Here is a 25,392-nt window from a genome sequence, read left to right as displayed (position 1 = left end):
TTTTTGTCTCTATACCCTTATTTTGTGTTTAAAATCACTTCTTTTCTTCTGAGTTCGATATACCCCTCGTTTGTGTAAAAAAATTTAGTGCTGCGTTACATTTAGTCATTTACGGAGGCAAAATGCCGTGATATGTTTAGCAAGTAACAAATAGTAAGTTTATTTATTAATATTAGCTATTAATAATTATTAACCACTACATACACAATGGAGGAATACACATGAGTACTTTTTCAGAATTGGTTCAAGCACGGAGATCGGCAAATAACTTCATAGAGGGCATCAAAATTCCCCAGAGTGAGCTGGAGGAAATGTTCTCGCTGGCCCGTCTTGCCCCTTCAGCCTATAATTTGCAACATGCGCATTATAAGGTGGTTGCCAATGAAGACTTGAAAGAAAAAGTCCGCGAAGCAGCCTACGGCCAATATAAAATCCACACGGCATCAGCCGTCATCGTCGTGCTTGGAGACAAGCATGCGTATCTGCAGGCACCGGAAATCTATAGCGGCCTGAAAATGCTAGGAGCCATGAGTGAGGAAGAATTTGACGGCACCATTGAAGCCATCAATGGCGCCTACAGTGGAAATGACGCTTTTCAGCGCGATGAAGCGATCCGCAATGCCTCCCTGTCCGCGATGCAGTTCATGCTGATTGCCAAGGACAAGGGCTGGGATACCTGCCCGATGATCGGTTTCGACACTGAAGCCCTCAAGGCAACCCTAAGCCTGCCTGAGAATTTGGTGCCGGTCATGCTCATTACCATCGGCAAGGACAACAAGCACAAGATCAGACCCCGCGGATACCGTAAGCCGGTGAATGAGTTTGTAGAGTTCTTTTGAGTGATGCACGCAGCAAAAACAGAGCCATCCGGGACACAGCCCGGATGGCTCTTTTGCTTAATCAGCAGTAATAATCTCTAAGCTCTACACTCTGCGGAAACGCCACAGGATACTTTGAAAATCACCATGCAATGCAGGCAGCGGCAATCCCGCATACATCAGATGATCGCCTCCGTATACACCGCCGCCTTCCAGCCATTCATAATCCGCATTAGGATCAAGACCCTTAAGACGCAGGTAATACAGCTTATCATTAGGCTCTGCCAGTGTACGGACATAGACGACTACAGCCTCTGACTGATCTTCTGCCGCAATCAGCCACGCCGTCTCATTCCCTTCAAAGGGGCTCAGGAGCCGGTATTGCTCCCCAAACTGAACAAGCGGACGCAGTTCTTTGTACAGCGCTACCTGTGCTTTTACCGCTGCTTTTTCTTCTTCTGTGAACTTCGTCAAATCCAGCTCATAGCCGAAATTGCCTGACATGGCCACATGGCCACGGAGTTCCAGGGATGTATTGCGCTGAACCTGATGGTTCGGAACCGCAGACACATGACTGCCCATAGCGCTCAGCGGGTAGACCATACTTGTACCATACTGGATTTTGAGCCGGCTGACGGCATCGGTATTGTCACTCGTCCAGGTCTGCGGCATGTAGAAGAGCATCCCGGGATCGAAACGTCCCCCGCCTCCGGAGCAGCTCTCGAACAGCACAGCCGGGAATTCCGAAGTGATCCGTTCAAGCACACTATATAGACCAAGCATATAACGGTGCGCCGTTTCGCGTTGTCTTTCCGGCGGCAGCTGTGCAGATCCGATCTCAGTCATATTACGGTTCATATCCCATTTGACATAGGTGATCGGCGCTGACCGCAGCACAGCAGCAATGCGGTCACCGATCGCCTGACAGACATCCTCGCGTGAGAAGTCCAGCACCAGTTGCGTACGGGCCAGCGTTCTGCGGCGGTCCTGTACATGCAGACACCAATCGGGATGCTGCCGGTACAACTCACTGTCCGGCGAGATCATCTCCGGTTCAAACCACAGGCCAAACTGCATGTCGAGCTTATTCACCCGCTGCGCCAGATCCTCCAAACCCTCGGGCAGCTTGTTCGGATCAACCACCCAGTCCCCAAGCGAGCTGCGGTCATTGTCCCGGTGGCCGAACCAGCCGTCATCCAGGACGAACAGCTCCATGCCCAGCTCACTGCCAGCACGGGCGATATCTTCAATCTTACCGGCAGTGAAATCGAAATATGTAGCCTCCCAGTTATTCACAAGCACAGGACGCGTACGGTCACGGAAGGTGCCGCGGGCCAGCCGCGTACGATACAGCTTGTGATAGGTTCTGGACATCGCGCCAAGGCCAGCCGCAGAGAAGACAAGCACCGCCTCAGGAGTCTGGAAGGATTCTCCCGGCTTAAGCAGCCAGTTGAAATCAAAGGGATTGATGCCCATGGACACACGGGTTGTCTTATACGGCTCAACCTCTGCCTGAGCGGTAAAACTGCCGCTGTAGACCAGACTGACGCCATATACCTCCCCATGATCTTCATCTGCCCCCTTGGAAAGAAGGGCTATAAACGGGTTATGGGCATGGCTGCTTGCCCCTCTGCGACTCTCCACTCCTTGCATCCCGGAAGCGAGCGGCCGGCGTTCTACATAGCGTTCTCTTGCCCATGAGCCTGACAAGTGCAGAAGATCGTAGCTGGAATCGCGCAGGTCTACACTCATACTGAGTCCGCGCAGCAGCTTCAGCTCCCCTGCACCTTCATTTATGAAACGCACTGATCGTGTGATCGCATTCAATTCATTAAATACAGTATAACTAAGGATGATCCGCAGCCCGGCTACCGCATCAAGCAGCTCCAGCTCCAGAGTCTCCGCTTCATCCTCATGCTCGGCATAAGTCGCGGGGAGGCCTTCAAGTGCAGGTTTGCCGTGATATATCCGATGGGTATCGTACACAGCCTCAGAGGCTGTCGTTCCGTCAGGAACCTGAATCTGGTAGGCGGGATGCCTGAAATCCCCAACACCATAAGATGGATATTCCTGCGAAATCGTGTCAAAGGAGATCGACATATCTTCAGGATAGGGGCTTGGCGAGAAGGAGCAGCGCTCCGTCCGCTGCAGGATAGAAGATAGCGCCGTTGCCCGGATAGCTCTCCCCCAATAGACATGAACCGGAACTCCTGTTGGCAGGAGCTGGAGAACATAGCTGGTTGCACGGCTCTGAATATGAAATATACGTTCCCCCGAATGATATTGAATTCCCATCTGATCCTCCTAAATTAGCTGGCGAGGCTTCGCAGTAATTGTTCCAACTTGCACCGGAAGCATCGGCCTGGATTTGTTAGCATTCAATCTTTACAGAACACTTAATTCATAAGCACACATCTCATTTTTGTTAGCAAAATTCATGCGAAAGTTCAACGAAATGGGCTTATCCCGCAAGTGTAGACTGAATTTTGTTAGCGCTATCTTAGTATACTATGAAATCGTTTTAATTTCATTAGTGCCTGCGATCATTTTGCATACTGCAGGATGGCGATTGCCGCCCGTTCCCTCCGCTCCGCGTCCTCACTCTGCAAAGCAGCCTTCAATACTGTGAGAGCCTCGGCAACCAGCTCATCCTCCACATATCCTATTTTCCCACTGACAAGACCTTCAGTTGTTGACTCTGTGATCCATAAATCAAGCCGGGCGCCGGGCAGTATCCCTGTGTATTGCGAAACAACCGCCGCCTCTGTTAACCACTCTCTCAGCGTGTGATGAAGCATCGCAAGGGGTACGCTTTTTAGCCAGGTTACTCCCCGTCTGTGGCATCGCCCATCTTCAGCCGAATCATACGTATCCGCATAAAAGTAATCGCCCAGATCGCCCAGATAAGCCCACTCTTCATCCGTTATCAGCACATAATCCCCATCCTGCATATCGTGAACGAAGATTTGAAGATGATCCAGCGCGGCATCCAGCTCAGCACCTTCCGGAGTCCCGGTAAGAACCAGACGCTTACGCATCTCCTCCTTGCCTGCATTCTCCAGATCCCCCACACCGGTATAACCGATGCATACATAATTGTCCTCTAAAAACTCCTGAACCCGCTCCACACCCAGCGGCTCCGTTTTGACCTGAAACAACTTCATCGTTGGTCATCCTTCCCTTAAATCTCCGCAAGCCTAAGTATAATTAATTATACCTCAAGAAACTAAGGATACCGGAGTATAATAGCGCTTACATTAGATTGTTTTTCAAAACAGCCCCAAATTTAAAGGTTTCGCCTTTTTACGAATCGGGGAAATGACGGTATAATTCAGGTATCAACTCAAGGAACCATACACTGCTGAAAGGAAGCCGGAGGGCAGAAACATTCTCTCCGAAAATAATCTTTGGCAGATGTACTCCCTGAGATTGAGACTATATCTTTGATCCTGTTGCTGAAACTTTCAATCCATCCCGGGACGAAAGGGTATGAGCTTCTTAAAGCTCAAACATTGAACCATGAAACCAATCGTTAGCCAGCGGATGAATTAGAGAAGAATCATAAGCAGGATAGGCAAATTGAATGCCGCCTCGGACGATTTCTACCCGGCTGAGAACAAGGATAGGATAAGGAGTCTGAGAATAACATGGGTATAGTATCTACACCATAAACCCCTATTATTGATGCAAATCAATAATAGGGGTTTATGTGTGTTCCAGTCTTAGGTTCAGCCTAATAAATCCATGGGTACTGCGCAGGTCCGCTTAAGCACGCAGCAGCCGTAGCATAGAGTCCGCTCCCCTCTGAAATTCATAAGGGACCAACCTCTCTTCAGCAGTCCAGCCTTGGTCCTTAACCGCACAGAGCAGTCTCTCCAGCTCCTTGTATCTTTGGCAGGATAAGTCCACCAGCGGAAAGATCCGAATCTCCGACTTCGTAACTCTCATCAATTCCTCAATAGTCCTGAGATGGAAATCATAGTCCAGCCGGTCCCCGTACATAAACAGAAAATGTGCGGACAATGTAAGATCAAAGGTCTGGTCGGCAAACGGAAGCATCGGCAGCTCGACCGGAACATACCGTTCACCAAATTGTTGCCGGTCCAGGGTACTGATCGTTAAGGCTGACGTCCTTGCCTGCTGTAATTCCTGCACTGAAGCGAACTCTTCCCACACAAAGCTGTCCTTGACCTTACTCAGCTGCTGCACGGTGTGATCAATATCTCTCAGCCCTTTGTCCCTCAGCACTTCAGCGGAATAATCATACGCAATGTCTGCGGCAACTGATGCCGCACCAAGCTTGTTTGCCCCGGCAGTAAAAGAGCAGGCTCCCGCCGGGCAGTCCAAAATACTCCGTCCCATCAGCTCCTCACGCTGAAGATCGAACATCCGTAAATACTCCTCAAACGTGCGGCCAATAAAAACAATACGCTCCAAATCCAGTTTGTTTCTGCTCATCTCCGCTCAGCTCACCTTTCCTGGTTCCTATTCTCGGCTAAATGACCGGCAGCACCGCCAGTTCCTGCCTAATGAAATCATACAAGCTGCGGATGGCTGGTTTCAAGGGATAATCACCGATCCGGCAAATGATGCCGCAGGTCATGTCCACAGCTTTGCCCTCCAGCCTTCGGAATACAGTTCCGGGAGGGACGGGGTCGAGAGTAACCTCGGGTACAAGCGCAATTCCAAGGCCGCTCTGCACATAGAACTTCAGTGCAGACATGCTGCCGATTTCCATCGTATTCAGCGGCGGTCCGGCAGATTCCCTCAGCACGCTCTCCAGTTTTTTGCGGTAGGGGCATGTAGGTGCTGTAATCAGCAGGCGGTGGCCGCGCAGATGATCCGCAGTAATGACGGGCGCGGAAGCCAGCGGATGGCCTTCCGGCATTAACAGCACAAATACCTCTGTAAACAGCGGTTCGAAATGCAGCTCCTTCCCTAGCTCCGGAGCGGAACAGAGCACAACATCCAGTTCCCCGCGCAGGAGCCGCTCACAAAGCGCACCTGAACCGGAGATATCCACGGACAGCTCCATTTTGGGAAACCGTATCAAGAATTTCTTCAGGATGACAGGCAAACGGTAGCTCGCTGTGGGATCAGCAGCGCCGATACGGACATTCCCTGCTTCACCTGATTTTAAATCCGTAATGCTGCTCTGGAGCCGTTCCATATCCTTTACAATTCTGAGGCTCTGTTCATGAAACAACCGTCCCGCTTCGGTGAGTGTAATACCCTTGCCCCGTTCCAGCAATTGAACACCCAGATCCGACTCCAGCTTCTGAATTTGCATCGTGACCGTAGATTGGGCATAATTCAACTCTTCCGCTGCCCGGTTGAAGCTACCACTCTGGACGATTGCTTGAAAGGTTTTTAGAGTTTTCAGATCCAGCTTCATTCCCTCCCTTCACCTCAAGCCTACGCATTAATTCAACCAAATTGAACTTATCCTTCAATTCATTCAATTATACAAAATCGAACGTGTTATATAAACTGTTGATAAGGATAAAAACACAATCAAGGAGTGAATACGAATGGAATTGTCAGGAAAAGTCGCACTGGTTACAGGTGGAGGGACAGGGATTGGCCGAGCGACAAGCCTCGAACTGGCTGCACGCGGAGCTATAGTCGCCGTCAATTACTCCCGCTCGGAAGTAGAAGCGCTGGAAACGGTTCAAAGAATCATTGAAAAAGGCGGAAAGGCCCTTGCGGTTCAAGCAAATGTAGCCAGGGATGCAGAGGTACGGAATATGGCTCAGCAGATCGCCGGAACCTTCGGAACCATCGACTTGCTTGTGAATAACGCGGGCATCACCAGGCACATCCCTATGGACGATCTGGAAGCGGCCACGGAGGAGGTGTGGGATGAACTGTATGATGTCAACGTCAAGGGTATGTTTTTCTGCGCTAGAGCAGCGGCGGTATATATGAAAAAGTCCAAGCAGGGAGCCATTGTCAACCTCGGCAGCATTGCGGGGAATACAGGAGCCGGCTCCTCCCTTCCCTATGCTGTATCGAAAGCGGCCATTCATGGTTTAACCCGATCCCTGGCCCGCGCGCTCTCTCCTGACATTCGGGTCAACTGTGTAGCGCCGGGGGCAGTCGCTACCCGATGGTGGACTGGGCGGGAAGCACAAATGCGCCAGCTCGCGCCGAATCTGCTGCTCCAGCGGATTGCCGAACCGGAGGATATCGCCGGGTTCATCTGCGCCGCTCTGGAGCAGGAAGCCATGACCGGGCAGATTATTACAGTGGACAGCGGACAGACATTGTAAATGCCGAAGCAGTATCAACATAAGTGCTTCGTGTGGCGCAAAGCTGTGTGTAAAACCGCCAATGACCCAAAAATGCAGAGCAGTGATCCTCCCCGATAACGGGATGATCACTGCTCTGCTCCTTTTTCCAGCTATAACCCTCTCAGATAAACCTCTTCTAATTCAGGTATGCGGTTGAGTTATGAAGGTTCATTTCCCCACACCAGATTGCCGGAAAGATACGCCGGAGCTTTGGTCCAGTCTGCATAATTGGTACCCGCCCCATTGAAGGAGTAGTCCCCTGTCTGCGTATAGGTGCTCCAGTTTGATTTTACAGCCTGCATCTGGATGTCAATGCTTGCCCCAGCCGCCAGAGATCCTGCTGCGCTGGTAAATCCAATTTCCAGGTAGTAATCTGCACCTGTCTTGGCAGACGGCATTTTGACAAAGCTGCCTGTCACATTCGCACTGCCGACCTGGGACCAGTCACAGAAGAAGTTCTGTGTCTGCTCACCGTCGATAGTGTAGTAGTATCTTAATTTCACATCTGACAGCGAAATACTGCTAGTCCCTGTATTGACCAGCTTAAACCTTGGATTGAGGGATTGCACCGATGCTGCTGTAGCACCATTAAACATCTGTACTTTAAGCGCTCCGGCAGGTGCGGCGGTTGTATCCACGACACTTACGGCCAACGATTGCGCAGCTCCGGCACTGAAATTGAAGCTGAGTGTAGTTGTGCCTACCGCCTGTGCTGCCAGATACTCCTTCTTGATCGTTACGATTGTCCCGCCCAGTGTATAATCCGTTCCGGACACCAGGGTGGCAGCACCGTTCTTGATCGAGCTGAGGCTGTTGCCATTCAGTGTCAGTGTGACTGGAACATCGGCCTGGTTCCCAGCTTTCTTATCGAAGCTGGCGCTCACCGGAGCAATGGCCGAATTGGCTGCGACGGTTGTATCTGCAATAGTCACAGCCAGTGATTGCGAGGCACCGGCGCTAAAGTTGAAACTCAGCGTAGTCGTGCCCACCGCCTGTGCTGCCAGATACTCCTTCTTGATCGTTACGGTTGTCCCGCCCAGTGTATAATCCGTTCCGGACACCAGAGTGGCAGCACCGTTCTTGATCGAGCTGAGGCTGTTGCCATTCAGTGTCAGTGTGACTGGAACATCGGCCTGATTCGCTGTCTTCTTGTCAAAGCCCGCGGTGACCGGTGTAATCACCGAATTGGCCGTTCCAGTTGTATCAACGACAGCTACGGTCAGCATTTTTGCAGCACCCGCACTGAAATTGAATGTTAGCTGGGTAGTGCCCACTGCCTGGGCAGCCAGATAAGCCTTCTTAATCGTTACCGTTGACCCGCTTACGCTGTAATCCGTTCCAGCTGTCAGTGTTGCCGCACCGTTCTTAATGGAGCTAAATGTAGTGCCGTTCAGTGTCAATGTGACTGGGATATCGGCCTGGTTTGCAGTCTTCTTATCGAAACTGGCGCTCGTTGGTGTAATCGACGCGCTGGCAACTGGAGGATTTACCGGATCCGCATAAAGTGTGCCTCTGCCGTTCGTCCCAAGATAGACACGGCCGTATACTCTGGGGTCACCGGTAATTGCCATGTTGATTTTGGCATATTGATGGGCGTCATCATTAATCCGTACCCATGATGCACCGGCATCATCGGAACGGAAGACACCTCTGACGCCATCGATTTTGGCTACCGTGTAGAGGGCCATGTAGCTCTGGCCTGGTGCGGCCATGCCGAAGCCGATCAGATCGCCTTCCTCAACGTTCGGCAGCTTGGTGAAGCTTGTACCTGAATTCGTAGAGTGCCATATACCATATTTGCCCTCAACTGCATTGCCGCCGGCAAACCAGATATCGCCTTCGATGCCGGGCATGGCCTTCATACTGATCTGTGCCTGATTCGGCTGGAGACCAGCTACATTATTAGTTGGGAACCCCGTTGCCGCAGTAGCGCTGAAGGTAGCTCCGCCATCTGTACTGATATAGAAGGTTCCGGCATAGAACGCATAGAATTTGTTCGGGTTCACCCGATCAGATGCCACTTTGGCGCCTGCCGGAACGCCGGTGCTTGCGGTCCAGGAGTTGCCTGTAGTTTTGGAATAGTAGACTCCGATATCCGAAGTGCTCCACAGGATGGAATTGCCGTTAGCCGATACCGCAACCTGTCCTTGTCCTGCAGTCGTCTTGGTTCCGTTCGAAGGCTCGCCATTCGGCATATACCAGTTAACACCGCCGTCATTGGAGATTCCGATTGACTTCATGCTTGGAGACTTCTCTTTATCAGCACCTCCTACACGCACAACATAAGCAGGGCTCAGCTCCGCATAATCGATACCTGTTGTTGTTGCCCAGGACGGGCTCGTCTGGAACTTAACGGGTGCCTGGGTTACATCTTCATAGCGGAATCCGGAAACGTCGCCAAGAGCCGTAATCAGGTGGGCGGTTCCCGATGGAGGGCTGATCAGGCCAAGGACTGCCGTTTCTTCCACTCCTTTGGCCATCACTGAAATATTAACTTTGCCCCCGGTATCCCAGGAGCCCAAATTGTTCGTTCCGTAGATGGTGGCTCCGGTCCCGTACATCATACGATTTGAGTTGAAAGGGTCAATCTCCAGATCCCCCATCATCCAGCCGAGCTTCGGTGATGGATCTATGGAAGTAGGGTTGGTGATGCCATGATCAAGCCAAGGTGCTGCGGTAATGTCCATAGCAAATTTATACGTGCGCTCAGGATAGCTGCCCCAGTCCCAGATCCGGCTCCAGGTAGCACCGCCGTTCGTGCTGCGGAAAACCACCTCATCCGGCCACCATGCATTTAGACTTGAAACCATAACGGTGTTCGGGTGCTGGGCGTCTACAGCCAATCCGCCGAAGCCATACCAGTTATCTGTTCCGGTGCTTGGGCTGATATTGGTCCAGGCCCCGCTGGCGGTATTCAGCTTCCACACTTCGCCCTTGCTTCCATCATAAGGACCGACACCATTACTGTAGGTGATGTACAGGTCTCCTGTGGATGACAGCACCCCATGATGGGGCAGGAAGCCAGTTGGCTGTCCGGGAACTGCCGTCCACGTTGCCCCTCCGTCAGTACTGCGGTAGACGCTGCTGGCAGTATCGGCAACACCGACATAGATTGTTTGAGTGGCGCTGCCTAGTGTGCCGGTGCTTTTATCAAAAGTAATCCAGGATAATCCGACCAGATCATTGCCGTAATCCAGTGTCGGATTCTGAATATAGGTGCCCACATTCGGGAAGGAGCTTACCTTCGACCAGGTTACCCCCGAGTCTATACTCTTCCATAATCCGTTGCCGCTGCGTGCCCCAAAAAAGAGAATGCTGTTCTTGTTGGGGTCGATAACCAGTCGCTCCCCTGCGGACCGGCCGGGCATATTGCCCCCAACCTTAAACGGCAGCGGAGTAGACTGCCAGGTATTCCCCCGGTCGCTGGAGCGCATAATCTGCCCGTTATCATCCCAACTGTTGGTATACGTGCCTGTAGCCATATATACCTTGTCCGGATTGATGGGGTCCGTGGCGAGCGCATCCACACCGTTCTTGTTCCAGTCTACCCAGCCTACTGCATCACTGATGGATACCCAGCTGCCAGTAGTCTGATTCCAGCGGTATGCGCCGCCAATATCAGTGCGTGCATAGATTAAATTCGGTTCACTCTGATTAAAAATAATGCCGGGCACAAAACCTCCGCCTGCGCCGGTGACAACACTTTTCCAGCTGTAGGCTTCACTTGCCGCTGCACGGGTAATCGCTGGAAAGGCGGTGAATAACGAGCTTGTCATAGCGGCCAGAAGCACAACCAGGCCCAGTTTCCGGATACGTTTACGTGTCACAATTTACGCCTCCTATGATTTGATTTTTCCCAGTCCATTCCTTGTGGTTCTTGGGCTTTTCCCGTTTCCTTGCCCCTCCTTCCTGATCCCCGATCTGATCCGGCAAACAGCAGCATGTACATCTGATAACGCTTACATTATAATTGGTAAATATTATAATATGATATGGAAAATGGTTGATTTTGCGGGAAAATCGTCGTCTGTTTTTGTACCATTTTCTCGCTAATAATTACATATTAAGTATAAAAAGATAAAGCAGTTCTGCCCTGCGCCTCAAGTCATCCGGTTTCGATTAAAGATAATTAAAAAAAGCTATTCCTTGCTGCAATATAGCTCTACAGCAAAGGAATAGCTTAAGGATCAACGTTGCCCGGTCTCTTGTCATGTGTACCCGCTTGGCGCTATGCCCGTCCCCGCAGCAGCCCGATTACCGCCAGCAAAAAAGACAGCAGAGAAATGCCCAGTGCTATGTACAACAGAGGGGAAACGCTGGACGTTGAATTCTGATCCTCCATAATCGCATTGTGCTCATCCATGCTCATTGAATCCTTGGCACCCGTGTCCATGTTCGACGAACCATGGGAATGGCTGCTGCTCCCTATGGCTGCTTGCACAATCTCGGTGATGGCATGAGGGGTATCCGTACCTTCATCACCGGACCACTGGACCAGACTGCCGTCGGCATAATGCTGGTAGGCATCCCAGGCGATTTCGCCTGCGGTATCCGGATTCTTGGCCGTGAAGTAAAAGCGCTGGAACTGCCCGGCCTCTATCCCTGCACCGGTCGATGTCCAGCTGATTTTATTGCCGTCAATCGTCACTTTCCAACCCGGTACAGCCTCGTATTGTTTGAATTCCGCCCCTTGGGGAATGCGCAGGTCGATCTGCACAGTGGCAGCCTCTTTTTCTGAAGGTACTTTCAGCGTATAAGTCTCCCATGCACCTGTGGTTGATTCTGCCGGAGCCACGGTCACATGCGCACTGGCAGCCGCAGCGAACAACATCAGGGCTGCGGCCGAGGGTGCGGCTAAAACTGCGATTTTACGGAAAAGTTTATGCAAATTAAATCCCCCCCTTTTCATGAAATCACTGAATCTTTCGGTTCGTTCTATTTCTTCTTGGGGAAATCCCTTTCCCGTGAAGCCAGTCCCTGTTCCAGGGCATACCGCGTCAGTTGTGTACGGTTCTGCAGCTGCAGCTTCTGGAGGATGTTTTTGAGATGGTTTTTGACCGTATGCTCCGAAATGCCAAGTGTTGCCGCAATTTCCTTATTCGTAGAGCCGGAGGAGACACAGCCCAGTATTTCCTTCTCCCTCGCCGTTAATGCCTCCCGCTCTTCCTTAACGGAAGTGACAGCAAATTCCTTCAGAATCTGAAAAGCCAGCTCCCGGCTCAGCGGAACCTCCTCACTGACAATCGCCAGCAGATATTCGATCCAGGTGGACGGGGCCAGATTTTTCAGCAGATACCCTTGTGCCCCCTGCTTCAGTGCTTCGAATAAATAGGAGATTTCGTCGGAAACGGTTACGATCACGATTTTGACATAGGGATATTCCTGTTTGATCCGCCGTGTGGTCTCCAAGCCATCCATCTCCGGCATCTGAATATCGATCAGGATCAGATCGGGCATCCACTGACCAGTCCACTCTATTGCCTCAGCACCACTCCCCACGGCACCGATGACCTCAAAGCGCTCATCCATCGCCAGAATCTCACACATCGCCTCACGGGCATGGGCGTGATCATCCACTACAAGCACCCGGCAGCGGTTCATACGGAGGTCCCCCTTTTGGCAATTTCTACAATGGTCCCGGAATCCCCGGATTTCAGCGTAAGCGTCCAGCCCATGCCTTCCGTACGTTCCTTCATAATCTGCAGCCCATAGCTGCCGTTTACGGCAAAAGGGTCCTCATGCCGGATTCCGGCACCGTCGTCGGAGACTGCAACCCGCCAGCCCTGCTCATCCGCCCGGCCGGAAATCGCAACCTTGCCCGCCCGTGTATGCTTGCGTACGTTAATCATCGCCTCTCGGATACAGGAGAGCAGCTCCGCTTGTTCAGAAGGACTGAAGATTTCCTCCCGCAGATCCCAGTCCAAGGCTACGTCAATTGAAACCTCACGGGCAATCTGCGCGAGCTGCTCCTGTACCGACAGCTTAAGTAGAGACGCCTGCGGACCCGTAACCGGAACCTTCAGATTGGATATAGCCTGCCGGACATAGCGGTTAACCTCATGTACGGTTTTTTTCAGCTGGCCAATCATTTCCCCGTTCATCTCGCCCTGCTCGTGCTTCTGTTCCAGGCGGTCAATCCGTACCGACAGCAAGAATAAAGACTGCGCCATCCCGTCATGCAGCTCTTTCGCCAGCGCCTCCCGGGCTTCCATAGCCGTCTTAAGCACACGTTCCTGTTCCAGCTCCTGTACATTCTTTTCCATGAGGGAGAACAGCGGTAACAGCAGGACTATACTGAACAGGAACACCAGTACAGGGGTTAAGTAATTGCCCATGTTCATGGAGAGATAAGGCATCAGGAACTGATGGCGCACAATCTCCCAAATACCGACCATGACGGTTGGCAGCAGCAGAATAAGCAGCTTAATTCTTGTATACGTTGCTGTCCCCTCCCCATTCTCAAGGATTACATTAGCATTCTCCCGCTAACCCGGGCATGACTCTTTAGGGCTATGACTAGGCTGTAAATGTTACAAAAATAAGTATTTAAAATTCCATAAAAACAGATGCGGCTCGCACCACATCCGTTCATTCCGTATATTATCCATTCAATCCGCCGTTTACTGTTACTGAGTGGTCTACAAAGGCGAAGTGTACCGGCTATACCGCACATCCATTTCCTTCAGGTCTGTGCCCTGCTGAAGCAGGAAAAACGAATTCACACCTTCCGCTCCCCACCAGTTGATACCAAGTGCCACACCGGTTGCTGTCCTAGCCGCAAAAAGCAGTGAGAACATCTCCGGGAGGATTTCGCCTCCGTCATCGACGCGCCAGACTGAATAATCATCTTCCTGGATGACAGCAGGATAGTCCGCGAAGCTGAGCTCTGCATTCTTTTGCAGAACCAGACTAAAGAGCATATTCTTATCCTGTCTAGCGAACTGAACCAGATACAAATGCAGCTCTCCGGACGGGTCTGACGAAGCCGACACGTCTGCCAATTTCCAAATCGATTGAATCTTCCGCTGCTTACGCGCCAAGATTTCCTTGCGCACCGGATGATCGGCTCCCAGCTGCTGCGGCTTGTCTCCTGCCGGCTCTACCTTAAGCAGCGACCCGGGAGCAAATACTGCAGAATCTGCCAAGTAGTAGGTTTCATCTGATGCGGCACGGCCTTCCTCAACAGTAAAAACATATCCGGACAGATTGGCAAAATTATTCGCCAGATCTCTGCCGTTGCTGTTTGCGGTGCCATGCTGCCACTTCTCAAATCTCACGGTGAGTAACTGACCGCCTTGACCAACAGCCATATTTAGCGATTTCATTTCCGCCAGCTTGCTGTCATCTTCCGATGCCGCCAGGATGCGCTTGCCTGTAAGGTCTGCAAACCCGAAGCCTGCGTTCAGACTCGCGGGATCTAGTGTTGCCAATGGTGACGGCTGCGCTGGCGGATCGCTCTGTTTTGCCGAGGCTGCTGGTGACGTCCCCGGATTACGCCCGTTCGTAGAGCCCGCTTCCTGCAAAGAGCATCCGGTGATCAGCAGAAAGACCGTTACAGCAATCCCAAGCCGCTTCAGCATTGAAGCACCTCCCAGACCAGTCATTATCATATAAATATACCCATGCTCAGGTAACGTTCACCTGTGTCAGGAGCGATGCACAGCACCCGTTTGCCGGTCCCCAGCCGCCGTGCTTCCTGCAGCGCCGTCCATACCGCCGCTCCACCGGAAGGCCCAATCAGGATTCCCTCTATGCTGGCCAGGCTTCTGACCATTTCCAGTGCATCCTCATCGGAGACCTGGACAATTTCATCATAAACCCGGGTATTCAGAATTGCAGGTACGAACCCCGGGCTGGTTCCCACCAGCTTATGCGGTCCGGGCGTTCCGCCGGAGAGCACCGGCGAGCCCTGAGGCTCCACTACAACAATGCGGATATACGGCAGCTGCTGGCGCAGCACCTCTCCTGTGCCCGTAATCGTACCTCCCGTCCCTGAGGTAGCTACGAACACATCAAGCCGTCCATCCATTTGCGCCATAATCTCCGGGGCTGTTGTGGTCCGGTGAATATCGGGATTCGCTTTGTTCTCGAACTGCTGCGGAATGAAGCTGTCCGCGATTTCCTTACCCAGCTCCAGCGCCTTGGCAATGGCTCCCGGCATCCGATCCGCTGCAGGAGTCAGAACAACTTCCGCTCCGTATGCTTTTAGTATATTGATCCGTTCCTTCGTCATATTATCCGGCATTACCAGTATGGCTTTGTAGCCTTTGGCCGCGGCATTCATGGCTAGTCCGATACCGGTATTTCCGCTCGTCGGCTCGATAATCGTTCCGCCCGGCTTCAAGCTTCCGGCAAGCTCGGCCTGGAGAATCAGATTATAGGCTGCGCGGTCTTTCACGCTGCCGCTCGGGTTGAACATTTCCAGCTTCACGTACAGCTCGGCATCCTGAGGCCCGGTCAGACGGTTCAAGCGAACCACCGGCGTATCGCCGATCAGTTCCGTAATATTGTTGACTACTCGGGATGACATCGATAAGCCTCCTCATTACTTATGCTATTTATCACCCCATTGTAGCGCTGTAAGGCAGCTCTTGTCGATTGCCTGGAGCAAGGCTTCAGAAGAACGGAATATTTGTATACTCCCGCTTGAGGTACGAATAGATATATTATGGCCTGCATCAGGCTTCCCGCCGGAAAGCACTGCAAAGTCAGGTTGCACCCTTCCGCTAGAAGTTACCGCTTCATTGCTGCAAGTCCACAAGACCCTGTGCAAATTGCCGCGCACGTTTCAAATCGTTCTCATCGGGATGTCCTTTTTTATCCAGATTGAATCCGAGCGGACTGAACTCACCAGAGCAGTTGAACTCTGCTACGATGGTGCAGCCCTTCAACTCCAGCTTTTCTGTGATCAGCTCTTTCTTTTTAAATTCGCCGGACCCGGATGTGCAAAAAATAAATACTTTCTTGTCTGTGGCAGGCATTTTCCGGATGAATTTGAATAGCTTGTTATGAAGCTTGGATGCATAAATCCCTGAACCAAAACCGATCAGATCATAACCTTCCAGCACCTCCGGCCGGACATCCTCCACCTTCGCCACATCTGCGTTCATAACCTCTGCCATCACCTTGGCCAGCTTTTCCGTATTCTTTCTGTGGACCGACTTGTAGATAATCAATGTTTTCATAAGTGCACCTCTTTCTTCAAACCTATATTATATAATATGAATGAACTAATAAATATTCATTCATTTATAGAAAAAAATAATGCGCATGAAGCTTAAGCTGCATTCACCCGCATGGTTCATCTTCCCACCCGTGTTCATTTCATTTATTTCGGCACATCTGTCAGACCTTTCATCACAAACTCGACGAAATAATCCAGGATATGCGGAAAATGCTGTATGCCTATCTCCTCTTTGTGGATATCGATATAAGGAATGGCACTGAGCAGCGCGTGTATCAGATCGTCGTCCAGATCTGCTCTTATTTTGCCTTCTGCCTTCCACTTCCTAATCAGCTCGAGCGTACCACTGTTCGTGAATTCATCAATGCTCTCGATGCCGCCTTTTTCATAAAATTCCTTCTCCAGCTTGCTGAAAAGCTCCCGGTTGTACCATTCCTTCAAAATCGGATTCGAAATCATGCCGCTGTAATTCAGAGCCATAACTTCCTTGAGCAATTTCACAGGTTCATCGTCCGGGTTCACCGTTTCCATGATGCTCTGCTTCAGCTTCTCATTTTCTTTCAGATAGATCTCTATGAACAGCTTCTCTTTCGAGGCGTAATAATTGTAAAAGGTGCCCACTGCCACCCCGGCCAGCTTCGTAATATCGGACACATTGGTATCCTTGAAGCCTTTGGAGCTGAACAGCTCTTTTCCGCGATTAAAAATCTCCGTTTTCTTGTCTTCCATGGATGTAGACCCCCAAAATTATGAATGAATATAAATATATTCATTCGAATTGTAGCATAGCAATCACTCCCTTTCAAGCTGGGGGTCTGGAGATAGGATGTTTTTAGTTGGCAGGCAACAACCGCCTCTTCCATAAAAGAAGAGACGGTTGTGTCTGGAACTAAAGCACCTCTATAAACCGGACTACGGATTAACGGTGATCGTAAAGGTAGACGTCGTATTTTTAATTGGCGTCACGGTGTTCGTGATCTTCAGGTTATTGAAGACTACCGAGCCCACAGCCGGGCCTTGGCCGGGCTCAGCCGATTCGTTGGCCCAGATGCCTACACCCGACTTGGTGTCAAAAGCGTCTCCGCTCTTTTGCGCGCCGGAAATGGTAATGTTCGTGAAGATCGTATCGGCTACCGGGAACTGCGGCGAAGAACCGACATAATTGGTTTGGAACATGATGCCATGGTACGTTGGATCCATAATATCGACATCGCTGACCCGTATGCCCTGGAAGATCTTTGAGGCTGAAAAGACCCAAATGGCCGGGAAGGTCTGGGAGCCCCAGAAATGGCCGCCTGCCCGGACAATCGAAATATTCTGGAAGTCCGTTGTCGGTGAAGCTCCAAACCCGTTCATCGGATATCCGAAGTCTAGCGAGCTGATCGTAATCCCGGAATAGCAGAGCGTGTCAGCAATGTAAATGTTGCGGAAGGTGTTGGCATAGCCGCCATAGACCGCCACCCCGGCTGCACGCCAGGTCAGGATTGAGGTCAGATTCTCATACACATTATCCCTCATATCAGAACCGCCGGAATCAATCGCCGAGAATAGCGCAAAGCTGTCGTCGCCCGTAGCCCGGGCTTCATTGTTGGAGACAAGATTGTTCGTACTGCCGTTAGTCATATTGATGCCGTCGGCAAAGGTGTTGCGGATGCGCGAGTTTCGGATCACCATGTAGTCGGTGTTCGCGCCCCAATACATACATACCTGATGTTCGGCCCAGATGTTGTCGATGGTAATGTTCGATACATTGGAGAAGTCGAACACTTTGCCGGGTCCGTCGATCCGTGAGGTATAGTTGCCAAAATAGGCAAAGTTGGCAAAAGTGGACCCGTTCGCAGAAGCTTCCGCCCGGAAGCCGACATCTGTGTTATCCTGGTTAGCCGGTGCCATGAAACGGGTATACCAGGGTCCTGCGCCAATCACCTTCACAGCCTTGCCATACACCTGAAATTTGCTCGCTGTCTGATATGTTCCGGCAGGGAGATATACCCCTACAAGGCTGCCGGTAGTGTCCATACGGACTTTGTCGAGCGCATTCTGCACATCCTGGTGCGTGAACCCGGCCGGAACAGTGTATTTGGCCGGGTCCGGGTTGGCAACCGGCGATACCTGCTCCAGACTGATGAAGTCTATCGCATACTGCGAGGTGTTCGCAGCATCCTTTTGAAGGCGGATCGTGCTTCCAGCCGGAATCGTGCTGTCGAACATCATATTGGCTTCGTCATAGATGTGGCGCGGCGAGCCGGCGCTTGGCGAATTGCCGGGGCTGGTCTCCGAACCATACAGCCAGGCGTATTTAGAGGTCAGGCTGATGGCCTTCGTGAACACCCCGTTGACATACACGTTCAGCGTAGCATTGGTTCCATCGCCACTGGCTGAATCAGGAATGGAAAAACGGGTGACGAGCGTGTTGGTGCTGGCTTTGGTGGTGAATTCCACATAGCTGCCTGTCGAGTTCAACGTAACGGCTCTTCTGCCCGAAGCTTCACCTGCCAGGTCGCCGATATTACGGTTCGGTGCAAGCTTGATGGCTCCACCACCAGTCACTCCGTCCTCTGCCTCATACATGTCGTAAGGCATGTTAGCCCCGCGGCCGATGTACAGCGGTTGAGTCAGAATGTTGTTGGCTCTTTTTACCGCAAGCTCATTGGCATCTGCGGCAATTTCACTCTTCACTGTGTATTTACCGTTTGCAGCCGTCCAGGTGCCAAGTGTAACCGGTGTTGTCGTAGCTCCGCTGGCAATGATCCCGCTGTAGGAGCCGGTCAGTGTTTTGACGACGGTATTCGTTGCAGTATCCGTTACGGTTAGCGTAAGGTTATGCGCCCCACTGGCGGAGGGGGCTGTCCCCTGGTTTTTGATAGCGATCTGGAAGGTTACGGTATTGCCTCCGGCCGGATTGCCCGGCGTCCAGCTTACCGGAGCAGCGATCAGATCCGAGCTGGATACCGGATTCACTGTAAGGGAAGAAGGATTGGTGTAGCTGTTATTCCCCTCATTGAGCTCGATGACCGCATTGCTCTCATCAACCTTGGTGCTCAGCGCATACGTTCCTGCATCCTTAGCACCAATGTTCAATGACACATTGCTTGAAGCGCCGGCGGCCAGAGAACCGACCGGCGCGGTTCCCGCCAGGGTTGTGCCCAGGTAGAAGCTGACATTTGTCGCGGCGGAAGCAGCGCTTCCGGCGTTTTTGACAGCAGCAGTTAATGTAATGGCATCTGTCTCAACCGGAGCAGACGGCGACCATGACATTGATGTTACGGTCAGATCCGGATTGGCTGCCGGAGTACCGATAATCTGGAATTCAGCCACCTGTCCGGCGCTTGAACCGGAATTAGAGGTGATTTTCAGCTGAAGCTCACTCACGGTGGCAGTAACCGGAATGGTCACGGAATTGCCGTTAGCCGGATTAAATGTATACATAGCTGCCTGAACCAGACTAGTGAAGGTGGAGGCTGCCTGATTATGCCCGAGCACCTCAATCGTTTGGGTACGTGTAGACCAGGCGGAAGCGGGATTCAGCTTTACGATAACCGAGGTCACACTGGCATTAGCACCAAGATTGACGCTCAGTGTATTGGGATAGCTTCCGCCCGCACCTTCCCAGTAAGTTGTCACATCGCCGTCATTGGCATTTGTTGGTACGAACGTATAGATGGAGGAAGACGCATTAACGCTTTTACCAACAGCCAGATTGGACCCTGGGCCTGAGCTTGGTGTGACTGTTGGCGAAGCAGATGGCGTTGGTGTTGGTGTCACTGCTGGCGTTGCTGTAGGAGTCACTGCTGGTGTTGCTGTAGGAGTCGCTGTTGGCGTTGTGGTGGGTGTAATTCCCGGCGTAAGGATCAGTTGATCCAGATTTACGTTGCCGGAATCCGTAGGATCATATTTGTAAGCAATCGTATTGGTTCCGGCAGCTAAGCTGAGTGTTTCCACTTTGGTTGACCAGGTATCCCAATTCGTCAGATTCGTAAGCGAAGTCTGCTTGACCTTTGTGCCGTTAACGTACACACTGAGCGATTTGGTGCTGCCCGAGGCATTGGCGTATCTCAGGGCGGCGTCGTAGCTGCCTGCAGAGGCGGCGGTAACCGTAAAGGCTGTGGATGCTCCCTGTGTAAGATATCCATCAACAAAAGCTGATCCGGTATAACCGCTGTGGTCGGTATTTGTCTTGGCTCCGCCGGATAATACTGCTGCTTCCGCTTCATAAGTCCCGTTAGGAGAAGCCGATGTGCCGTACACCTCAAATTCTGATACCTGTGCCGCCGGCCAGCCTGTATTCGCGGTGAAATTCACTTTGAGATAGCGGGCTGTGGCAGACGTGAAATTAATGGTTACCGTGTTAGAGTTGCTGGAAGGATTGAATGTGTAGCTGGCTGAAGCCGCAATATCGCTGTAAATGGAGTCATCGGTACTACCCTGAACCGAGAGTGTTTGCGTTCTTGCCTCCCAGGAAGCCGGGAGCTTTAGCACCACCTGATTCACACTGTTATTTGCGCCAAGATCCACTTTGATCCAACCGGGAAAAGCATTACTGGCACTCTCCCAATACGTTCCCTGATTGCCGTCATTTGCATTTGATGCAATATACACATCTCCGACCGAACTTGCCGTAATCGTCTTGCCTGCTGCCAGATTTCCCGCCGCCGAGCTGACAGCCGGAAACAGCGCCAGCTGGCCTACGAACAGAACTGCGATCAGGCAGTACACGAGAAATGTTTTTCGGGCAGATGCTTTTTTTCCTGTTAACATGGACAACCACCTCCCATAATTATAGGATCTGCTTGCAGAAGTATGCGCTTACATTTTTTTCGCGCGCTTGGCCTTCTTCCTGGATTTCACATCCCTCCTCTTTTATAAGTAGTCTGCTAATTAGCCAGTTGTCTGTTCTCCTGCACCCTGCGAAACCCTGCAAACTACAAACCGGAAACGCAAGACATGTTGACCGAACCCGGAGACTCCTTCAATAACTAACTAATTATGGTAATAATATAAGATATCGCTAGATTTTGATCGAGGGCTTATTCTATGAATAATATGTGCAATAGTACGATTCGTGGGTATTCTGATGATATTATTACAGCCCCAGCAGCTCACGGAGTTCTGCAAATGTACTGACAATGGCTTCAGGCCTATTTCCATTCCCTGACACAGCCTGCAAAGGATTGAACCAGATCGTATGCCATCCTGCCGCGCTTGCTCCGGCGATATCCTTCGGCCACGAATCCCCAATGTAGAGTGAGTCTTGGGCCTTCATCCCTGTACGGGTATTAGCTAATTGAAAAATACGCGGGTCGGGCTTCGAGAAGCCTACCGTACTGGAAATCATTATTCGTTCTTCAGGGACATAGCGGTTCAATCCGAGTGTCCGGAGCTTACTCTGTTGATGCTCTTCATTGCCATTCGTAATGATGCCTACAGTCATTCCAAGTTCATTCAGCGAGGTCAGCAGCTCACCAGCCCCCGCGGAGAGCCGCATTTCTCCCTGCAGGCGGCTATATGCTTGCTGTATTCGAGCTCCCTGTTCTCGGCTAATAGGTATGCCAAACTCAGCCAACCCCTGTATGAAGCGGTCTTCCCTCATCCGGGAGGCCCGTTCCCCCTGCGGTGAAGCCTGGAGCAAATCTCCCTCAGCTGAGAATTTCCCGCTATAATAACCAATTCGCCGGTAGGCCTCAATATACGGAAAGTGCTCCGGAAGCGTAAGCACCTCCTTCAGCGCTATGCAGGTCAAGTCAAACTGGCTGTACAGGGTATCATCCACATCGAAGAATACACACCGTATACCTTTGCGGCTCAGCCAATTACCTGAGGCACCCGCAGAATAAGGTACAGCCCTGTCCTCAAGTACCCAAGGATTCTCTATCCGTCCAAAGCTGACCTTGCGGGGAACACCATCTTCTGACTGGCCCCATTTGCCTTGAGGAATATCCTGCACCGCATGATTCGTCAGAACAAGTCCGTTAACCGTATCACGGATGATTAGGAGCTCGTGATGCTCCAGCATAGCCAGCGCTTCCGGCGTCAGACTCTGCGGTTTCCCAAAATAGCTGGAGACCGCATCTGTAACGGACCACTGCTGATGTAAGGATAACGACCGGTGTAAAGCTGTAATCTCCTGGATCAACGTTTCCATGCTTCATTCCTCCTGTAGGACCAGGATATCCCCGCCCATATCTTAATATCTTAAGCCATTCCGTACTTCTATGAATCATCATGTCACCGAAATATGGAAATGATTAATCCGGTACCTTTCAGACAAAAAAAGAGCCCCGCCGTCTCCGGCAGAGCCAAGGTCTATTATAAGGGGGGTCATAGGATGACTATAACCTCTGAAGCTTAAATCTATATGAACAGAAGATAAAGCTTTGCTGAAAAAGCTTCAATTGCTATACATTGAACCGGGCGACCAATCCTTGCAGCCCTTGAGCCATTGAGTTCAGGACACTTGCGGAGGAGGCGATTTGTTCTACCGATGCCATCTGTTCCTGCGAAGCGGCAGACACCTGCTGGGTGCTCGCCGCAGTAGTCTCAGAGATTTGGACTACAGTGCGGATAGACTCCACGATTTCTTCTGTCGCTGCTGTAATTTCTTCCACCGCTCCGGATACTTCCTGCACCTGGCCAGCCAGGGAATCGATAGAAATGCGGATTTCGCCGAAGGATCTGCCGGCTTCTTCAATAACCGCTGTCCCTCCCTGCACCTCGCTCATGCTGTTCTTCATGATCTTCACCGCATCGTCGGCATCGGATTGAATGCCGGCTGCCATCACGGCAATGAGATTGGCTGATTCACCGGACTGCTCGGCCAGCTTGCGGACCTGATCCGCGACCACAGCGAACCCTCGCCCCTGCTCTCCGGCCCGTGCCGCTTCAATGGTTGCGTTCAGCGCCAGCATATTGGTCTGCGAGGCAATGCCTTTGATAACATCGACAATGCTGGCGATCTCACGCGACCGGCCCACAAAGCTCAGCACCTGTCCGGACAACGTCTGGATGGAATGGTTGATTGAAGCCATTTGCTGCACTGCCGCCTGCAGGCATTCATCTCCCGTAACAGCGTATTCGCTTGAACGGATCGAAGCTTCAGAAATATCCTGCACACTGGAGGCGATCTGCTGAATGCCAATGGACATTTCTACAATCGTGGTCATATTGGTCTGCAGGTCATTCATCTGGCGGTCATTGCCGGAAGCAACCTCACCCATAATACCCGCGATCTTCTCTGTAGCCTCAGCAGTCATTCCACTGTCAGAGGTAAGTTTGATGGAGGAGGCTGCTAATCCGCTTGCCGATTCTGTCACCTGCCCAATCATTACTGCCAGATTATCCGTCATCTTGTTGAAGTTCATCGCCAGCTCCCCAATTTCATCCTTACTCCGTACCGAGAGCTTACGGGTCAGGTCCGCATCGCCTTCAGCTATTTCCTGCAGTTGCACGTTGACACTGCGGAGCGGCTTGAGGATCCGCGCCGACAAGAGCAGTGCAATTACTGCGGCCAGCAGCACGGACAATCCTGTCATACCCAGGCTGACGTCCATCGCGAAGCCGCGATGATTGTCGGCCTCGCTCTGTTTCTTCTGGATTTCTTCAGCCAGCACATTTTGAAGCACCAGCTGGGAATCAATAATTTTATCCAGGGAGAGCGTGGTGAACGCTTTTTGGGCAACAGGGAAATTCCCCTCCTTCGCTTGTGCGAAGGCACTTTCCAGCACCGTCAGATAATTAGTCCATTCGTTCTGCAGATTGGTAATTCCGGATTGCTCCGCTTCGCTAAGCCCGGTGGCCTGGAGTTCCTTAACCGCCGCTGTAATCTCAGGAATCTGAGCTTCATAGCTGCTAAGGTATGTCTTCCGTTCCTCATCCGTGTTGCTCATCACATACCTTGCTGCCAGCCCGTCGGCTGTGCGGATCTTGTCCGTCAGACCCTGTACCAGCGACAGCTTGCTGTAATTGCGGTTTATCTGATCCGTAAGCATGCTGGCCTTGCTTTGGAAGAAGGTATTGCCGGCAATAGCGACAAGAAACACAATAATGACTGCGGCAAAGCCGAACAATATTTTGGCGCGTATCTTGGTGAACATAAGTATTCCTCCGTATCTGTATGTACTTTTGGGTTGGCTGCAATGGTGATCCGTTATGTAGAGCTTAATCGCTAAGACGGTCTCTCTGCTCTCCTTCCTTATACTGAAGTTAAGTATTTCCTGATACGTTCATCCTACTTCTCCAAGCTTAAATGAAACTGAAGTAAGGCTAAGAGTTATCTTAGTTTCCTTTACAACAAAAAAACCGCCCTCCTGCCCTAACGCAGGAATTGACGGTTTGGATTATTCATACAGATTGCCGTTCGCCAGCAGAGCCAGCTTGTTCTGGTCCAGCACACTGAGGCTTCCTTTTCTGCGCTCAATGATACCCTCCTCTACAAAACGGCGTACGATCCGGTTCAGATGCCGGTAGCTGGTTCCGAGCAAATCCGCAGTTTCAGCAAGTGTAGCTGTACGGATCTCTTCCACGCGTTGGCCGCCGCTGTCTGCAAACAGGGACAGCAGATAGCTGGCAAAGCGGTTTTCCAGCGGATATAGCAAATTTAGCGCCGTAGTCTGGCCAAGCGTATACATTTTGTGGCTAAGCTCTCCTACCAGATAACGCAGAAGTGCCGTGTTTTGCTCAAATTCCTTAAGAACCAGCTCGCGTCCGGCAACCAGCAGCAGGCTTTCGTCCACCGACACCACTTCATTCTTGACCGGATATTGCCGCAGCAGCTCCACATCCCCGATCAGCGACATCGGTCTCGCAAAACGTACCAGCAGCGATTTCCCGTTAGGCAGCAGTGTATGAATCTTGAGCCTGCCCTGCACCAGAATATACAGATACTCCAGGTGGTCACCCACTGAACAAATAGCCTCCCCGTCACTATACCGCCGCAGCTCCATTCCGGAAATCGCTCCGCTGCTGAATATATCCTTCAGACCATTTTGCCCGGCCAGAGCACTGACCTGATCACGATCCGCAATCCATTGCATCCGCCGCTTCCTCCCTACCTCTGTCACGAATGAACTAAATGTAACACAGCAGCGGAGAATCAGCCAAC

18 protein-coding genes and 2 pseudogenes are annotated in these 25,392 nt (G+C 51.5%); 2 read left to right on the top strand and 18 right to left on the bottom strand.

Features of this window, described 5'->3' with window-relative positions; all coding sequences use genetic code 11:
• Positions 1-221: 221 nt before the first annotated feature.
• Entirely contained in the window at positions 222-839 is a 618-nt protein-coding gene (locus A3849_RS26005) for a nitroreductase family protein (protein ID WP_074113997.1), read from the top strand.
• 84 nt (positions 840-923) lie between these two features.
• Here A3849_RS26005 and A3849_RS26000 read toward each other — a convergent pair whose 3' ends face one another.
• The 4 genes from A3849_RS26000 to A3849_RS25985 all read right to left on the bottom strand — a co-directional run bounded on the left by A3849_RS26000 (position 924) and on the right by A3849_RS25985 (position 6,213).
• The gene (locus A3849_RS26000; protein WP_074113996.1) at positions 924-3,113 is read right to left on the bottom strand and encodes an alpha-galactosidase; all 2,190 of its coding nucleotides are present in this window, start codon (positions 3,111-3,113) and stop codon (positions 924-926) included.
• 248 nt (positions 3,114-3,361) lie between these two features.
• A complete protein-coding gene (locus A3849_RS25995) occupies positions 3,362-3,982 on the bottom strand; it encodes a hypothetical protein (RefSeq protein WP_074113995.1) in 621 nt (206 codons plus the stop codon).
• Positions 3,983-4,583: 601 nt separating this feature from the next.
• Complete coding sequence (locus A3849_RS25990; protein ID WP_074113994.1) at positions 4,584-5,276, bottom strand: class I SAM-dependent methyltransferase; 693 nt, start codon at positions 5,274-5,276, stop codon at positions 4,584-4,586.
• Positions 5,277-5,313: 37 nt separating this feature from the next.
• Positions 5,314-6,213 (bottom strand): LysR family transcriptional regulator, encoded by a 900-nt coding sequence (locus tag A3849_RS25985; RefSeq protein WP_372237797.1) that lies wholly within the window; start codon positions 6,211-6,213, stop codon positions 5,314-5,316.
• A gap of 136 nt (positions 6,214-6,349) precedes the next feature.
• Between A3849_RS25985 and A3849_RS25980 the strand changes: the two genes are divergently transcribed.
• Positions 6,350-7,090, top strand: a complete 741-nt coding sequence (locus tag A3849_RS25980) for an SDR family NAD(P)-dependent oxidoreductase (RefSeq protein WP_074113993.1) — start codon at positions 6,350-6,352, stop codon at positions 7,088-7,090.
• Between the two features lie 179 nt (positions 7,091-7,269).
• Here A3849_RS25980 and A3849_RS34035 read toward each other — a convergent pair whose 3' ends face one another.
• From A3849_RS34035 to A3849_RS25920, 14 genes and pseudogenes are all read right to left on the bottom strand, one after another.
• A complete protein-coding gene (locus tag A3849_RS34035) occupies positions 7,270-7,707 on the bottom strand; it encodes a cellulose binding domain-containing protein (protein ID WP_372237798.1) in 438 nt (145 codons plus the stop codon).
• 60 nt (positions 7,708-7,767) lie between these two features.
• A pseudogene (locus tag A3849_RS34120) lies at positions 7,768-7,992 on the bottom strand (X2-like carbohydrate binding domain-containing protein); the annotation flags it as partial.
• 30 nt (positions 7,993-8,022) lie between these two features.
• Positions 8,023-10,887 (bottom strand): annotated as a pseudogene (locus tag A3849_RS25975) (X2-like carbohydrate binding domain-containing protein); the annotation flags it as partial.
• Between the two features lie 452 nt (positions 10,888-11,339).
• Positions 11,340-11,999 (bottom strand): YcnI family protein, encoded by a 660-nt coding sequence (locus A3849_RS25970; protein ID WP_256700911.1) that lies wholly within the window; start codon positions 11,997-11,999, stop codon positions 11,340-11,342.
• A gap of 47 nt (positions 12,000-12,046) precedes the next feature.
• Complete coding sequence (locus A3849_RS25965) at positions 12,047-12,712, bottom strand: response regulator (RefSeq protein WP_074108212.1); 666 nt, start codon at positions 12,710-12,712, stop codon at positions 12,047-12,049.
• The gene (locus tag A3849_RS25960; RefSeq protein ID WP_074113990.1) at positions 12,709-13,506 is read right to left on the bottom strand and encodes a sensor histidine kinase; all 798 of its coding nucleotides are present in this window, start codon (positions 13,504-13,506) and stop codon (positions 12,709-12,711) included. The genes A3849_RS25965 and A3849_RS25960 overlap by 4 nt, the downstream gene beginning before the upstream one ends.
• Positions 13,507-13,749: 243 nt before the next feature.
• Positions 13,750-14,691: a hypothetical protein gene (locus A3849_RS25955; RefSeq protein WP_074113989.1), complete on the bottom strand. Its 942-nt coding sequence runs from the start codon at positions 14,689-14,691 to the stop codon at positions 13,750-13,752.
• A 26-nt stretch (positions 14,692-14,717) separates the two neighbouring features.
• Positions 14,718-15,641, bottom strand: a complete 924-nt coding sequence (gene cysK / locus A3849_RS25950) for a cysteine synthase A (RefSeq protein ID WP_074113988.1) — start codon at positions 15,639-15,641, stop codon at positions 14,718-14,720.
• Between the two features lie 211 nt (positions 15,642-15,852).
• A complete protein-coding gene (locus tag A3849_RS25945; RefSeq protein ID WP_074088480.1) occupies positions 15,853-16,296 on the bottom strand; it encodes a flavodoxin domain-containing protein in 444 nt (147 codons plus the stop codon).
• Between the two features lie 143 nt (positions 16,297-16,439).
• Entirely contained in the window at positions 16,440-17,024 is a 585-nt protein-coding gene (locus A3849_RS25940) for a TetR/AcrR family transcriptional regulator (RefSeq protein ID WP_074100525.1), read from the bottom strand.
• Positions 17,025-17,207: 183 nt separating this feature from the next.
• Complete coding sequence (locus tag A3849_RS25935) at positions 17,208-21,053, bottom strand: galactose-binding domain-containing protein (protein ID WP_074113987.1); 3,846 nt, start codon at positions 21,051-21,053, stop codon at positions 17,208-17,210.
• A gap of 325 nt (positions 21,054-21,378) precedes the next feature.
• On the bottom strand, positions 21,379-22,437 hold the full coding sequence (locus A3849_RS25930) for an HAD family hydrolase (RefSeq protein ID WP_143191902.1): 1,059 nt from the start codon (positions 22,435-22,437) through the stop codon (positions 21,379-21,381).
• A gap of 253 nt (positions 22,438-22,690) precedes the next feature.
• Complete coding sequence (locus tag A3849_RS25925; protein ID WP_074113986.1) at positions 22,691-24,385, bottom strand: methyl-accepting chemotaxis protein; 1,695 nt, start codon at positions 24,383-24,385, stop codon at positions 22,691-22,693.
• A 243-nt stretch (positions 24,386-24,628) separates the two neighbouring features.
• Positions 24,629-25,324: a Crp/Fnr family transcriptional regulator gene (locus tag A3849_RS25920; RefSeq protein WP_074113985.1), complete on the bottom strand. Its 696-nt coding sequence runs from the start codon at positions 25,322-25,324 to the stop codon at positions 24,629-24,631.
• Positions 25,325-25,392 lie beyond the last annotated feature (68 nt).

The sequence above is a fragment of the Paenibacillus sp. P46E genome (assembly GCF_001909095.1).
In the GTDB taxonomy this organism is placed as follows: domain Bacteria; phylum Bacillota; class Bacilli; order Paenibacillales; family Paenibacillaceae; genus Paenibacillus_AQ; species Paenibacillus_AQ helianthi.
The sequence above is the reverse complement of the archived record's forward strand: the minus strand, read 5'-3'. Positions and strand labels throughout refer to the sequence as shown.

Excerpts from the sequence above, each read along its gene's own strand:
- A3849_RS26005 (WP_074113997.1), top strand. The coding sequence starts at position 222 with ATGAGTACTTTTTCAGAATTGGTTCAAGCACGGAGATCGGCAAATAAC.
- A3849_RS26000 (WP_074113996.1), bottom strand. The coding sequence starts at position 3,113 with ATGGGAATTCAATATCATTCGGGGGAACGTATATTTCATATTCAGAGC.
- A3849_RS25995 (WP_074113995.1), bottom strand. The coding sequence starts at position 3,982 with ATGAAGTTGTTTCAGGTCAAAACGGAGCCGCTGGGTGTGGAGCGGGTT.
- A3849_RS25990 (WP_074113994.1), bottom strand. The coding sequence starts at position 5,276 with ATGAGCAGAAACAAACTGGATTTGGAGCGTATTGTTTTTATTGGCCGC.
- A3849_RS25985 (WP_372237797.1), bottom strand. The coding sequence starts at position 6,213 with ATGAAGCTGGATCTGAAAACTCTAAAAACCTTTCAAGCAATCGTCCAG.
- A3849_RS25980 (WP_074113993.1), top strand. The coding sequence starts at position 6,350 with ATGGAATTGTCAGGAAAAGTCGCACTGGTTACAGGTGGAGGGACAGGG.
- A3849_RS34035 (WP_372237798.1), bottom strand. The coding sequence starts at position 7,707 with ATGTTTAATGGTGCTACAGCAGCATCGGTGCAATCCCTCAATCCAAGG.
- A3849_RS25965 (WP_074108212.1), bottom strand. The coding sequence starts at position 12,712 with ATGAACCGCTGCCGGGTGCTTGTAGTGGATGATCACGCCCATGCCCGT.
- A3849_RS25960 (WP_074113990.1), bottom strand. The coding sequence starts at position 13,506 with ATGGTCGGTATTTGGGAGATTGTGCGCCATCAGTTCCTGATGCCTTAT.
- A3849_RS25955 (WP_074113989.1), bottom strand. The coding sequence starts at position 14,691 with ATGCTGAAGCGGCTTGGGATTGCTGTAACGGTCTTTCTGCTGATCACC.
- cysK (WP_074113988.1), bottom strand. The coding sequence starts at position 15,641 with ATGTCATCCCGAGTAGTCAACAATATTACGGAACTGATCGGCGATACG.
- A3849_RS25945 (WP_074088480.1), bottom strand. The coding sequence starts at position 16,296 with ATGAAAACATTGATTATCTACAAGTCGGTCCACAGAAAGAATACGGAA.
- A3849_RS25940 (WP_074100525.1), bottom strand. The coding sequence starts at position 17,024 with ATGGAAGACAAGAAAACGGAGATTTTTAATCGCGGAAAAGAGCTGTTC.
- A3849_RS25935 (WP_074113987.1), bottom strand. The coding sequence starts at position 21,053 with ATGTTAACAGGAAAAAAAGCATCTGCCCGAAAAACATTTCTCGTGTAC.
- A3849_RS25930 (WP_143191902.1), bottom strand. The coding sequence starts at position 22,437 with ATGGAAACGTTGATCCAGGAGATTACAGCTTTACACCGGTCGTTATCC.
- A3849_RS25925 (WP_074113986.1), bottom strand. The coding sequence starts at position 24,385 with ATGTTCACCAAGATACGCGCCAAAATATTGTTCGGCTTTGCCGCAGTC.
- A3849_RS25920 (WP_074113985.1), bottom strand. The coding sequence starts at position 25,324 with ATGCAATGGATTGCGGATCGTGATCAGGTCAGTGCTCTGGCCGGGCAA.